Annotated in this window: 14 protein-coding genes and 1 pseudogene; 3 read left to right on the top strand and 12 right to left on the bottom strand. The window is 66.3% G+C overall.

The features are described 5' to 3' along the window. Positions 1-187, bottom strand: a pseudogene (locus Q0Y09_RS02560) (hypothetical protein); the annotation flags it as partial. Between the two features lie 183 nt (positions 188-370). After that, on the bottom strand, positions 371-1,492 hold the full coding sequence (prfB, locus tag Q0Y09_RS02555; RefSeq protein WP_297717120.1) for a peptide chain release factor 2: 1,122 nt from the start codon (positions 1,490-1,492) through the stop codon (positions 371-373). 379 nt (positions 1,493-1,871) lie between these two features. Between prfB and Q0Y09_RS02550 the strand changes: the two genes are divergently transcribed. Beyond that, the gene (locus Q0Y09_RS02550; protein WP_297717118.1) at positions 1,872-3,950 is read left to right on the top strand and encodes an ATP-dependent helicase; all 2,079 of its coding nucleotides are present in this window, start codon (positions 1,872-1,874) and stop codon (positions 3,948-3,950) included. Between the two features lie 37 nt (positions 3,951-3,987). Here the strand turns inward: Q0Y09_RS02550 and Q0Y09_RS02545 are convergent, their stop codons facing one another. The 10 genes from Q0Y09_RS02545 to Q0Y09_RS02500 form a co-directional block, all read right to left on the bottom strand. Continuing rightward, complete coding sequence (locus Q0Y09_RS02545) at positions 3,988-4,449, bottom strand: hypothetical protein (RefSeq protein WP_297717115.1); 462 nt, start codon at positions 4,447-4,449, stop codon at positions 3,988-3,990. A 24-nt stretch (positions 4,450-4,473) separates the two neighbouring features. After that, positions 4,474-5,532: a type IV pilus twitching motility protein PilT gene (locus Q0Y09_RS02540; RefSeq protein ID WP_297717112.1), complete on the bottom strand. Its 1,059-nt coding sequence runs from the start codon at positions 5,530-5,532 to the stop codon at positions 4,474-4,476. Between the two features lie 34 nt (positions 5,533-5,566). Beyond that, positions 5,567-5,947, bottom strand: coding sequence for a hypothetical protein (locus Q0Y09_RS02535; protein ID WP_297717109.1), 381 nt, complete (start codon positions 5,945-5,947; stop codon positions 5,567-5,569). Beyond that, positions 5,944-6,354, bottom strand: coding sequence for a hypothetical protein (locus Q0Y09_RS02530; protein WP_297717106.1), 411 nt, complete (start codon positions 6,352-6,354; stop codon positions 5,944-5,946). The genes Q0Y09_RS02535 and Q0Y09_RS02530 overlap by 4 nt, the downstream gene beginning before the upstream one ends. Beyond that, complete coding sequence (locus Q0Y09_RS02525) at positions 6,351-6,842, bottom strand: DUF4860 domain-containing protein (protein WP_297717102.1); 492 nt, start codon at positions 6,840-6,842, stop codon at positions 6,351-6,353. Before Q0Y09_RS02525 ends, Q0Y09_RS02530 begins: the two co-directional genes overlap by 4 nt. A 21-nt stretch (positions 6,843-6,863) precedes the next feature. Next, positions 6,864-7,175, bottom strand: coding sequence for a hypothetical protein (locus tag Q0Y09_RS02520; RefSeq protein WP_297717099.1), 312 nt, complete (start codon positions 7,173-7,175; stop codon positions 6,864-6,866). 4 nt (positions 7,176-7,179) lie between these two features. Continuing rightward, on the bottom strand, positions 7,180-8,211 hold the full coding sequence (locus Q0Y09_RS02515) for a type II secretion system F family protein (RefSeq protein ID WP_297717096.1): 1,032 nt from the start codon (positions 8,209-8,211) through the stop codon (positions 7,180-7,182). Between the two features lie 112 nt (positions 8,212-8,323). Then, the gene (locus Q0Y09_RS02510) at positions 8,324-9,253 is read right to left on the bottom strand and encodes a transglutaminase family protein (protein WP_297717093.1); all 930 of its coding nucleotides are present in this window, start codon (positions 9,251-9,253) and stop codon (positions 8,324-8,326) included. Beyond that, complete coding sequence (locus Q0Y09_RS02505) at positions 9,250-9,972, bottom strand: class E sortase (protein ID WP_297717089.1); 723 nt, start codon at positions 9,970-9,972, stop codon at positions 9,250-9,252. Before Q0Y09_RS02505 ends, Q0Y09_RS02510 begins: the two co-directional genes overlap by 4 nt. A gap of 4 nt (positions 9,973-9,976) precedes the next feature. Next, positions 9,977-11,191, bottom strand: coding sequence for a BTAD domain-containing putative transcriptional regulator (locus Q0Y09_RS02500; RefSeq protein ID WP_297717086.1), 1,215 nt, complete (start codon positions 11,189-11,191; stop codon positions 9,977-9,979). A gap of 239 nt (positions 11,192-11,430) precedes the next feature. Between Q0Y09_RS02500 and Q0Y09_RS02495 the strand changes: the two genes are divergently transcribed. Together Q0Y09_RS02495 and Q0Y09_RS02490 are read left to right on the top strand one after the other, a co-directional pair. Further along, positions 11,431-12,072 (top strand): hypothetical protein, encoded by a 642-nt coding sequence (locus Q0Y09_RS02495; protein WP_297717083.1) that lies wholly within the window; start codon positions 11,431-11,433, stop codon positions 12,070-12,072. Then, complete coding sequence (locus tag Q0Y09_RS02490; protein ID WP_297717080.1) at positions 12,069-12,383, top strand: DUF1294 domain-containing protein; 315 nt, start codon at positions 12,069-12,071, stop codon at positions 12,381-12,383. Before Q0Y09_RS02495 ends, Q0Y09_RS02490 begins: the two co-directional genes overlap by 4 nt. Positions 12,384-12,594 lie beyond the last annotated feature (211 nt).

Genomic DNA, 12,594 nt, shown 5'->3' with positions numbered 1-12,594 from the left:
CGGCGTAGCCCAGATTGGTCACCGCGCCGGTCTCCTCGTCGGCGGAAGGATCGATCCCGCAGTGCACATCGTTGGTGTGCAGGATCACGATCTTCCCGCTCTCGCTCTCTTCCGCCGCCAGGGCAGGCGCAGCCAGGCCCAGCACCATGGCCGCCGCCAGAAGCAGCGCGAGCATCTTTTTCTTCATTTTCACGTGTTCCACCTTTCCGCTTGTTTTTCGTGTTGCCAGCTGTCTTTTCTCTGGTACACTCTATATAGTACCAATGTGGGAAGAAGAATACAATAGCGTGGGAAAGAAAATTTTAGTCCCGGCATGAAGTACCGGAATAAAAGGCCGGAGGACGAGCATGCTCGTCCTCCGGCGGAACTCTTATTTGCTGGCCCAGTTTCCGGTGGCATAGGCGGTGAGGTAGGCGTTGATGAAGCCGTCCAGGTCGCCGTCCATGACGGCGCTGATGTTGCTGGTCTCGTAGGCGGTACGGTTGTCCTTGACCAGCTGATAGGGCATGAAGACATAGGAGCGGATCTGGCTGCCCCACTCGATCTTCATCTGCACGCCCTTGAGGTCGGAGATCTTCTCGGCGTGGGCCTGCATCTGGAGCTCCACCAGCTTGGAGCGGAGCATGCGCATACAGGTGTCCTTGTTCTGGAACTGGGAACGCTCCTGCTGGGAGGAGACCACGATGCCGGTAGGCTTGTGGATGAGGCGGACGGCAGAGGAGGTCTTGTTGATGTGCTGGCCGCCGGCGCCGGAGGAGCGGAAGACCTGCATCTCAATGTCCTCGGGGCGGATGTCCACCTCCACATCGTCGGGGATCTCGGGCATGACCTCCAGGGCGGCAAAGGAGGTCTGACGCCGGGCGTTGGCGTCGAAGGGGGAGACCCGGACCAGCCGGTGGACGCCGTGCTCGCTCTTGAGGAAGCCATAGGCGTTCTCGCCCTCGATCATGATGGTGGCCGACTTGATGCCGGCCTCGTCGCCGTCCAGATAGTCGATGATCTGGTAGGTGAAGCCGTGGCGCTCGGCCCAGCGGGTATACATGCGGTAGAGCATCTGAGCCCAGTCCTGGGCCTCGGTGCCGCCGGCGCCGGCGTGGAAGGTGAGGATGGCGTTGGAGTTGTCGTACTCGCCGGTGAGCAGGGTGGCCAGCTTGGCCTCGCCGATCTCCTCCTCCAGCTTGGCATAGCCCTCCTCCAGCTCGGGCACCAGGGACTCGTCCTCAAACTCGTTTCCCATCTCGCACAGGGCCATCAGATCGTCCCACTCCCGTTCCCGCTTCCGCTGGGCCTCCAGCTTGTTCTCCAGCTGGCGCATCCGGCGGGTGACCTTCTGGGACTTCTCCAGATCGTCCCAGAAGCCGGGGGCGGCGCTCTCCGAGTTGAGCATATCCAGCTCCCGCTCGGCGGCGGGCAGGTCCAGGGCCTGGGAGAGCTCGTCCAGAGAGGGCTTGATGTTGTTGAGTTTCACTTTATACTCGTCAAATTGCAGCATTGCTTGCACGCTCACTTCCGTTGAAATAGCGCATTTATTATACCCGAATCTTCCCAGTATGTAAAGGAAAACCCGTCCAAAACCGCAAAATAGAGGGCCGCCCGCCCGAAAGGCGGGCGGATTCATCGCTGACTGCTGACGGGGTGCGGCTCCTCCCGGAAAATGAGATCGTCCACATCCTCTGTCCGCCGCTCCCGGCCCTCCTCCGGCTGCCGCTGACGCTCTTTCACAGGCCATCCCCCCTCTCCGGCCAGACCGGCCACAGCTCAGTCTATGCCGCAAGGCCGGGCTTGGCGCCTGTCCCGCTTGTTTTTTCCCCGCCGGGCCGATATAATAATGCTTTAAGCCCGATAAAAAACCTGTGAGAGGAGGTGTGCCCATGACCGAGGAGGCGTTTTTCGCCGGTCTGCCCCTGAAGCTGAGCCCCCAGCAGCGGGCGGCGGTGCTGGCCACGGAGGGTCCCGTGCTGCTGCTGGCGGTGCCGGGCAGCGGCAAGACCACCGTGCTGGTGGCCCGGCTGGGCTGCCTCATCCACTGCCGTGGGGTCTCCCCCAGGGAGATCCTCACCGTCACCTATACCGTCTCCGCCGCCGGGGACATGGCCCGGCGCTTCGCCGCCCTCTTTGGGGAGGACCTGGCCCGGCAGCTCTCCTTCCGCACCATCAACGGCCTGTGCGCCTCCATCATACGCACCTACGCCCGGCGAAAGGGGGTGGAGCCCTTCGCCCTGGCCGACGGCGACGCCCGCCTGAACGCCGTCCTCCGGGACCTGCTGCTGCGGACCGGCAGCGACTACCCCACCGAGCAGCAGATCAAGGAGGCCCGGACCCACATCACCTACTGCAAGAACATGATGCTCTCCGAAGCCGATATCCACCGCCACACAGTGGAGGGGATGGACTTCCCCGCCGTCTACTTCGAGTACCAGGACTACCTGCGCCGCAGCCGCCTCATGGACTTTGACGACCAGATGGTCTTCGCCCTGCGCATCCTCCGCCGGGAGCCGGAGATCCTGGCCCGCTGCCGCGCCCGGTGCCGCTGGCTCTGCCTGGACGAGGCCCAGGATACCTCCAAGATCCAGCACGCCATCCTGGCTCTCCTGGCCGGGGAGAGCCGCAACTATTTCCTGGTGGGGGACGAGGACCAGAGCATCTACGGCTTCCGGGCGGCCTGGCCCCGGGCCCTGCTGGACTTTGAGCGGGACTGGCCGGGGGCAAGGGTGCTGCTGATGGAGACCAACTACCGCTCCACCGGGGCCATCGTCTCCCGGGCGGACGCCTTCATCCAGGGGAACCGGGACCGCCACAGCAAGCACATGCGCACCGACAACCAGGATGGTGCGCCCATCCGCCGGGTGAGTCTCTCCGATTACAGCCGGCAGGCCGCCTATCTCCTCCAGGTGGCGAAGGACTGCCGGACCTCCACCGCCGTCCTCTACCGCAACAACGACAGCGCCCTCCCCCTCATTGATCTCCTGGAGCGGGAAGGGGCGCCCTATGTCTGCCGCCAGCGGGAGGGATTTTTCTTCACCAGTCCCATCGTCCGGGACCTCACCGATGTGCTGACCCTGGCCTACCGGCCCGACGACCGGGAGCGGTTTCTGCGAATCTGCTGGAAGCTGGACCTGAAGATCAAAAAGGCCCTCCTCACCCAGCTTTTGAACCGGCAGCGGCCGGGCGAGTCCGTAGTGGACTGCCTCCTCTCCGGCGGCGGACTCACCGGCTGGCAGATCGGCCGGGTGAAGGCTTTCGGCACCCACCTTGCCAAGCTGCCCCAGCTGAGCAGCTTCGCCGCCCTCCGACGCATCGTGACGTACATGGGCTACGGGGACTATCTGGGGGAGGAGCGGATGGACACGGGCCGGCTGGACGTGCTGCTGGCCCTGGCCGTCCAGAATCCGGAGCCCAGCCGGTTCCTGGGACGGCTGGAGGAACTCCGTGACCTCTGCGCCGCCGGGGGCGGCGGGGCGGACTGCCCCTTTGTCCTCTCCACCATCCACGCCAGCAAGGGCCTGGAATATGACCGGGTCCTCCTCGTCGACGCCGCAGAGGGGGTCTTCCCCGCCCGGCGGCAGGCCGACCTCTCCCCCGCCGAAGCCCGGCGGGCCCTGGAGGAGGAGCGGCGGCTCTTTTACGTGGGGGTCACCCGGGCCAGGCACACCCTGGAGCTCCTCACCTATGAAAATAAATTCGGCGAACCGGTCCAGGGCCGCTTTCCCTTCGTCTCGGAGCTGCTGGGAGAGCCGGACCGGCCCGCCCAGGCCGCCGAAGTCCCCGCCGCCCAGTGGGAGCTGGACTTCGCCCCCGGGACAGCGGTGGTCCACCGGCGGTTCGGACCCGGGGTCATTGAGAGCCGGACTGGCAGCATCGCCGTCATTGACTTCGCCGGCTCAGGGGTCCGGCGACTGGACCTCACCGCCTGCCGGAAGGGCGGACTGCTGAAGCGGGCGGAGACATAAGAAAACGCGGACGGCCCGGAAGGCCGTCCGCGTTTTCTTATCGTTTCTGTTCTTCTTTGTCCACGCTCTGCCGCAGGTCCCGCTCCAGCAGCTTGAGGAACTCCAGGTCGCTGGAAAAACGGTCCCGCCGGCCCCCCTCCACCCATTCCAGGATGCCCTGCCAGGTGGCGTTCTGTCGGGTGAGGATGCGCAGGACAAAGGTAGCCCTCTCCCCCCGGGCCGCCGCCACCTCTTCTGCCGTCATGGCGTTTTCAGGCAGCAGGCCCGCCGGGTGGGGCGGGACCTCGTCGGTAAAGGAGCGCATACGCTGAAATGCCTGGGGGAAATTCTGCCGTTCCAGCAGCAACTCCAGCTGGAGCAGCAGGCTCCCCAGGTCGGGAAAGGACATGGGGGCGGCGAGCCGGCGGCTGACCACCCGCCCGGAGGCCCGATTCCCGTCCAGCCGGTCCACACAGATGTGAAGGGTCCCGTTCTGATGGTCGATCTTGGTGGCGCTCATGGCGTGATCCCGTCCTTTCTCAACTCAAAGGGTGGAAAAGCGTTTTTCCATCCAGTCGGGGTTGGAGGCGTGCCGCAGAGCGGTCTCCTGGGTGATACGTCCGGCCTTCAGCAGGGCCAGGATGCTCTGATCCATGGTGGTCATGCCCAGGGCCGACGAGGTGGAGATGACGCTCTCCAGCTGGAATGCCTTGGACTCCCGGATCATATTCCGCACCGCCGGGGTGACCACCATCACCTCGAAGGCAGGCGTCATGGTCCCGTCCACAGCGGGCAGCAGCTGCTGGGACACCACGCCCTCCAGCGCCTGGGAGAGCTGGGTGCGGATCTGTTGCTGCTGTCCGGGGGGAAAGGCGTCCACGATCCGGTCCACCGTGTTGGCCGCGCCGATGGTGTGGAGGGTGGAGATGACCAAGTGGCCAGTCTCAGCGGCGGTGACGGCGGCCTTGATGGTCTCGGCATCCCGCATCTCCCCCAGGAGGATGATGTCGGGAGCCTCCCGGAGGGCGGCCCGGAGGGCCGTTTCATAGGACTGGGTATCGGTGTAGAGCTCCCGCTGGGTGACCACGCTCTTTTTGTGGTGGTGGAGATACTCCAGGGGGTCCTCAATGGTGATGACGTGGGCCTCCCGGGTCTCATTCACCGCGTCCACCAGGCAGGCCAGGGTGGTGGTCTTGCCGCTGCCCGCCGGGCCGGTGAAGAGGACCAGTCCGTGGGGGGCGTCGGCGAAGGCCATGACGTTGTCCGGGATGCCCAGGGCGTTCCGGTCGGGCAGGACAAAGGAGACCACCCGGATGACCAGTCCCAGGGAGCCGCGCTGCCGCAGGGCGTTGACCCGGAACCGGCTCAGACCGGGGACAGCGAAGGAGAAATCGTCGTCCCCCTGCTCCAAAAACCGCTCCATGGGCCGTTTGGCCAGGGTGTAGAGCTCCTCGGCCAGGGCCTGGGTCTGGTCGGGGAAAAGCCGCTCCCCCACCCGGTCAATGTGGCCGTTGACCTTATAGGACACCGGCAGGCCGGCAATGATGAGCACGTCGGAGGCTTCCCGTGAGACGGCCTCCTGCAAAATATCGATGAGCGGCATGGCTGGCAGCTCCCTTTCCTTTGAATTTCCGGCCTTATCCGCCGGCGCCGTAGACCGGCAGGCCGGACCCGATGTCCAGCTCCTCCTCCGCCGGCACCGCCCGCCAGTCCAGCACGGACACGGCCCCGTCGTCGGCCCGCCGGAAGCGGACATAGAGGCCCTGCCGCTCCGTCATGGGGAGGGTGGTTTCCAGCTCGGGCCCGGTCCCGGCCTTGAATTCCTCCAGCAGGGCCGCGGCCTGGGCGTCGGCGGCATACCAGGCCGCGACGGTCTCGGCGTTGATTTGGGAGAGGGACAGGTCGGCCTTGGCGGTGGCATAGGTGAGGGCGGAGAAGACGGCCAGGATGAGCACCAGCAGGATGGTGAGCACCGTGAGCACGCCCACCCCCACGGGGGAACTCGCTCTGTCTCTCATGGCGCGGCCTCCTTCCAGACGGTGAGGGTATAGACGGCGCGGCCGCTCCCGATCTCCAGCATGGGTACCACGGAGATCTCCACGGTCTCCGCCCCCGCTTCATAATAGACCACATAGTCCAGCCAGGCAGAACTGGCCCCCGGCTCCAGGGAGCCGGGTCCCACCGCCGGAACCGTGGTGACGGGGGCGCCGTCGGCGGTATAGCCGCTGTAAAGTTCCTCCCCCGCCCGGAGCCGCTCGGCGGCGTCCTGGGCGATGTAGACCGCCTGGGTGAGCCGGGTGCTCTCGTCGCTCATGGACCGGGCCCGGAAGAGCAGGGCCACGCACACGGCGGCGCACAGGGCGAAGATCACAAGGTCGGCCACCAGCTCCAGCAGGAGCAGCCGGGACTTGGGTACCGTTCTCACAGCTCGCCCACCTCCTCAAAGCCGCACCGGGGAGACACCGAAGCGGTGGACACAACGCCGTCGGGCGCGATGACGGCAAAGGTGATGACGGCTCCGTCGGTCTCCACCGACAGGTCCTCCAGGGGAAGGACGGCCAGACCGTCGGCAGGCTCCAGGCCGCTCCCCGACTCGGCGTAGAGCTCCATGAGCTGTCCGTCCAGGCAGTAGAGATAGGTCACATAGTCGGTGTCCTCCACCCGCTCGGTGAGGGCCAGGGCGTCGCCGCCCCCGAAGGTCCCCACCGCCACGCCGCCGGCCCGGTCAGCCCGGCGGACCTGATTGATGAGGTAGGATAGGGCGGTGCGGCGGCTGTCGTTCTCGTCGGCGGCCTCCGCGGCGGTCCGGTAGGCCCCGCTGGACAGGAGGGCCAGCCCCACCGCCAGCACGGCGAACAGGCCGCACAGGGTCAGCACGGCGGCAGAGCGCAGGGCGCTGTGTTCACGATCCACCCGGGGCACGCCCCCTTTCCTTTACGCATCCCCCGTCAGGGGGACCACTGTGATGTCCGGCATCAGATTGGAGCCAATGTAGATGTAGTCCACCCGGCAGCGGTCCTCGTCCACCGCCACGCCGTATCGCTCGGCCAGGTAGGAGAAGTCCTGGGGATAGGCCCCCTCCAGGGCATAACACTGCACGGCGGCCCGGCGGACGTTCTCCTCCACCAGGGCCAGGGACTCCGCCGCCGCCCGGTCTCCCAGGCGTCCGCCCAGCCACCCCAGGCACAGGGGCAGTCCGGCCAGCAGCACAGCGGCGGGCAGCAGAAAGCGCAGCAGACGTCTCATGGTCTTACCCTCCCACGGCGGAGAGCACCCCCAGCAGGGGGAGCATCACCGAGAGAAGGACCAGCCCCACCGCCGCGCACAGGGCGATGACCAGTCCGTATTCAAACCGGGAGAGCAGCTGGCTCAGCCGCTCGTCGGCCTCCTCCTGGCAGCGGCGGGCGATCTCGGCCATGGCCTCCTCCGGCGCGCCGGTGCGGAACCCGGCGGAGAGCAGCCCGGCCTGGAGCCCGCCCAGCACGCCGGACTCCTCCACGGCCCGCGGGAAGGAGATCCCCTCCTCGGTGCGGCGGCGGCAGTCGTCAAAGGACTGGGCCAGGGGAGAGCCGGACAGGAGACCGCCGGTGCGCTCCATGGCCTCGTCCATGGGCAGGCCGCTCTGGAGCATCAGGGCCATGGCGGAGGTGAAGCGCCCTCTGGCGATGGCCTCGGCCACCCTGCCCCGGCCCAGCAGCCGAAGTCCCCGCTCCCCCCGGAAGAAGAAGATCAGGGCGGCGGCACACAGCAGCAGGAGGGCGGAGAGGGCGTAGGCGGCATACTTCACCCCGGAGCCGGAGCCCAGCAGCACGGCGGCGGTGGGAGAGAGCCCCGCCCCCATCTGGGCAAAGGCCCGGGAGAAGATGGGGAGGACCCGGGCCACCAGCACCAGGAAGACCAGGCCGATGAGGGCGGCCATGACGGCGGGGTAGGTCACCGCCCGGCTCACGGCGTCCAGAGTGGCCGCCTCCCGGCGGTAGTAGTCGGAGAGGGCGTCCAGGACCCGGTCCAGCCGGCCGGCGGCCTGTCCGATGGCGACCATGCGCAGCAGGTAGGGCGGATAGTCCCCCGCCGCCTCCATCGCAGCGGACAGGGGCTCCCCCATGCTCAGGGGCTCCCGGAGCCGCTCCAGGGCGGCCCGGAGCCGGGGGGGCTGGCTGTCCTCCAGCAGGAGGGCGGCGCACTCGCCCCAGGGCACGCCGGCCTTGCCCAGCTGGGCCATCTGCCAGCACAGGGCGGAGAGCTCGTCGGCAGTGAGGGGCTTGACGTTCGATCCGTTCATGGCAGTTCCCTCTTTCCTAAGTGGTGGAAACGCCGACGGGCGGCCCGGAGGGGCCGCCCGCAAGGCGCGGCGCTGGATGCGGTTCCCGGCGGCGGGCGCCGCCGGTCGCCGGTCAATAGGCGTATTTCTGGGTGTAGTTGGTCTTGTCCGTGACGTATTGCATGATGGACTGGCTGCGGTTGCCGGTGGAGGTGAAGGTGGGGTCCATGAGGGTCCAGTTGGTCCCATCGAAGTAGATGGCCTGGTCGACCCAGCCCACGCCCTCGATATACACATTGATCCAGGCATGGTAGATCTCCCCGGCGTAGCCCACCACCAGCTTGCAGGGGATGTTCTGGCTGCGGAGCATGGCGCTCATCACAGCGGCGTAGTCAAAGCAGATGCCCTTTTTCTCGGCCAGGACGGTGTCCACCACCGGCAGATAGCCGGACTGGACGGTGGCCGCCTTGTCGTAATCGTAGGTAAAGCTGTCCACCACCCAGTCGAAAACGGCGGTCACCTTGGCAAGGTCGTCGGTCTTGCCGGTGCACAGCTGGGCCCCCACGGCCACGGTCTGGGCATCCATGGTGTAGTTCACATACTGGTTGGGGTAGAGGAAGGGCAGGAAATCGTTGCGGAGGGTCATGGTCACCGAGGTGGAGAACGCCTGGGCGTATTTGGTGCCCGTGGTGTTCTCGAAGACCTTCACGGTGTAGGTACCGTCGCCCTCGGTGAGGGGAAAGGTCTCCACAGCGCCGGTGTTGTTGAGGTCGTAGGTATAGGTGGCGCCGCCGCTCTTGGTGATCTGCACCTTGATGCGGACGCTCTTGCCGCCGGTGTACTTCACCATGAGATAGCCCTCGGCCAGGTTGGAAGCGTCCACACTGGCCTTTTCATTGGCATAGACGGTGACGCCGGTCTTGGGCTCAGCCTTCTGGGGCAGGACGGCGGCCTTGGCCGCCTTGGCCTCCCATCCGGCGGCCCCCACCGTCAGGGCGGCGGTCCCCAGCAGGGCCAGGGCCAGCACAAAGGTCCCCGCCCGCTTCAAAATGTTCTTTTTCATGTGGTCTCGTCCTCCTCAGACGCATTGGTGATGAAGTCGAAGTCCTCGGTGTAGTCAAAGATCTGGTCCAGGGCCCCGCGGCAGACGATGCGGTGGTCGGAGATGCCGATGGGCTCACAGGAGGTGATGGTGATGCAGGAGTCCCCCGTGGTGGCGATGGGGCTCCAGTCGTCGGGCTCCACCACCCAGGTGTCCTCGTAGAGATAGCGGTAGACGTGTTCGCTGTCGTAAAGGTAGAGGTAATCCCCCTCCCCCACCTGGTCAATATAGTAAAAGGGCGCGTAGGGGGTGATATTGCCGTTTTTGTCGACGCCGTTGCGGTGGCCGGCCAGGGAGACGTTCCGGTTTCCCTCGCCGGGCAGCTGGGCGTATTCATAGAGGCCCACCCCCCGGTTGAGGGTGGCCGCGTCGGTGCCGTTGTGGACGGCCCGGGTGATGTCGATGCAGGGAATGTAGAGGGTCAGGCTGTCCTCCACATAGTCCTTGCGCTCCTGGGTGATGGGCCAGGCCCCCACGGGCAGGCCGTCCACCAGGTCGGGCGTCTTTGTCTCCGCCGGCTCCGGGGTGGGCGTCGGCGTCGGGGTCACTGTGGGCGTGGGGGTGGGCACAGGGGCGGGCTCCGGCCCTGCGCCGGCGAAGAAATAAATGGCGGCGGCCAGGCACACCACGGCCGTCACGGCCAGGGCCCAGGTGAGGACCCGTCTCTTCTTTGCGTCCATAGGCTCAGTTTAACTCCAGTTCCCGCACCCGGACGGTGAGCTTCAAAAAGCTGCGCCGGTGCTGCTGATAGAAGGCCCGGACCACCCGGTCCATGACCATGTTGCTGTCTTCAAAGTTGGCGGCGGGGAGCATGATGACATACTGTGCGCCGCTGAATTTGGACACCACGTCGCCCCGGCGCAGGCTGTTCACCAGCACCTCCAGAAGCTGATCCATGGTGACGGAGAGGGCCTTCAGGGACGGCATACCGCCGTCGGGCAGGGAGACGGTGATGAGGCACAGGTGGACGCAGGTGCCGCTGCGGACGGCCCGGCGGACCTCCAGCCGGTAGGCTTCCTTGAAAAAACCGTACTCGCACACGAAGGCCCCCGGTCGGGCGGCGGCCTCCCGCAGGTCGTTCATGATGACCCCCAGATCGGTCTCCAGGGTCTTCTCCGTGGCCATGATCTCCTTGTAGAGCGCCCGCAGCTCCTCGGAGGGGCGCACCCCCAGGTTCCGGTAGAGGAGGTCGGTGGCCTTCTCGTAGTGCTCCAGGGCGGCGGCGTCCTTCCCCTGGCGCAGGAGGGCGCGGACGATGAGGGTATGGAGACCCTCGTCCAGGTTATCCAGGTCGCCGGCCCGGGCGCAGACCTGGTGCATCTCATCGTAGAGCCCCTTCTCCTCCAGCAGCCCGGCGAAGTCCTTCACCGCCGCGATGTAGGCGGCGTGGTACCGCACCGACAGGGGCACCAGCCACATCTGGTGGCTGAGCTTGGGCAGCAGATCCCCCTTGTAGAGCGCCACAGCCTCCCGATAGGAGTCGATGCGCTCCTCCCGGCTCCGCCGGGCGTCCCCGCCCAGCCGGCACAGCTCTTCGAAGTGGTCGACGTCCAGCACACACTCCACCGCCGGGTTCCATATGTAGGCCCCACGCTTGGACAGGATGGGCTGGGTCTCCGTCCCGAACAGGGGCTCCAGCATGGCCCGGATGCGGTAGAGCAGGGTCTTCAGGGCATTGGCCGGATTGGCGCTGTGATCGTCCGGCCAGAAGAGCTCGATGAACTCCGACTGGGGGACGGCCCGGTCCCGGTGCAGGGTGAGGTAGGCCAGCACGCTCCACAGCTTCAGGGAGCGGTTGACGTCGTCCGTCAACGTGGCCCCGTCCACCTCCAGCGCAAAACCGCCCAGCAGAGAGACCGAAACGACTTTCTTCTCCTCCAATGCCGGAGCTTTTTTCATGGCCCGCACCCCCCCAACGTCCTTTCCTCACCCTGTGCGCACGCGCCTTTCAGCCCACAGAGATTCAGTGTTTATTATACTTGAAAGTCCCAGAAAATGCAAAGAAAATTTCCCCCTTTTTTTCTTTTTTTCCCAGCTGCTCCACTCCCTTGCGTTTCTCGGGCGGCTGGTGTAAAATGGAGTGCTATACAAAAGACTGATCCGACGCGGCGCCCTGCCGGCGCCGGAAGGGAGGCATCATGGACGGGATCTATTCCATCGCCCGGCCCGAGCTGCTCACGGTCACCCAGGGGGAACGCTCCTGGCAGGGGGCCGACCAGCGCTGGTACCGGGACGAGTGGCAGCAAAAGGCGGGCTGCGGCCCCACCGCCGCCGCCGTCATGGCCAGCTATCTGGCCCAGACCCGGCGCGCCTGCGCCCCGCTCTACCCCTCGGGGAGCTGGGAGCGGCGGGACGTGCTGGCCCTCATGGAGGAGCTCTGGGGCTTCCTCACCCCTGGGAAGCACGGGCTGAACACCACCCACCTCTTTACCAAAGGCTTTACCGCCTTCGCCGCCGGCAAGGGGGTCACGCTGCCCATGCGGGAGCTGGACATTCCCCGGCTGCGGCTGGCCCGGCCCACGGCAGACCAGTGCGCCGCCTTCATCCGCTCGGCCCTGGCCGCCGACCAGCCGGTGGCCTGGCTCAACCTCCACAGCGGCGAGGTGGAGGAGCTGGACGACTGGCACTGGGTCACCATCGTGGCCCTGGAGGAGCGCCGGGACGGCGCTGAGCTGTGTACGGTTCTGGACGGGGGCCGGGAGTATGCCGCCGATCTGCGGTTGTGGTTCCAGACCACGAAGCTGGGGGGCGGCCTGGTGGCCCCGGGGGCGGGGATATGAGGGCCTTTCTGGCCGACCACTGGGCGGTGCTCGCCCTGTGGTACGGCTTTGCAAGCGCCATTGACTTTGCCCTCATGGGGGTGGACAAGTGGAAGGCCCGGCGGGACGCCTGGCGCATCCCGGAGGCCACCTTGTGGCTCTTTGCCCTTGTGGGGGGCGCTCTGGGCGGGACCCTGGCCATGCAGGTCTTCCGCCACAAGACCCGCCACTGGTACTTCCGCTTCGGCTTCCCCCTGCTGACGGTCCTCCAGGTCGCCCTTCTTCTCTGGGTGGCGCTGGGCGGGGCCCACTCTGCCGCACTTTTTTCCTAGACGCCGAACTTTGCGCAAGAGCCTCGCAGAGTTCCGTTGTCCGCAGACGACGGAATACAGTGGAATCTGTTTTTTTCCGGCGACATGCGCGTCGGAAAAAACACTGCTCAGGCCGCAAACGTGCGGCGCAGTCTCTTCGGCTGCGCCGTGCGCTGCAGCGGCCTGCATCCCTTCGAAAAAATGCTTGCATTTTTGAGAGAGCCTGTCGACT

The organism is Intestinimonas sp. (assembly GCF_026169115.1).
Lineage (GTDB): Bacteria > Bacillota > Clostridia > Oscillospirales > Oscillospiraceae > Intestinimonas.
This window is presented reverse-complemented; position numbering and strand designations above follow the sequence as displayed.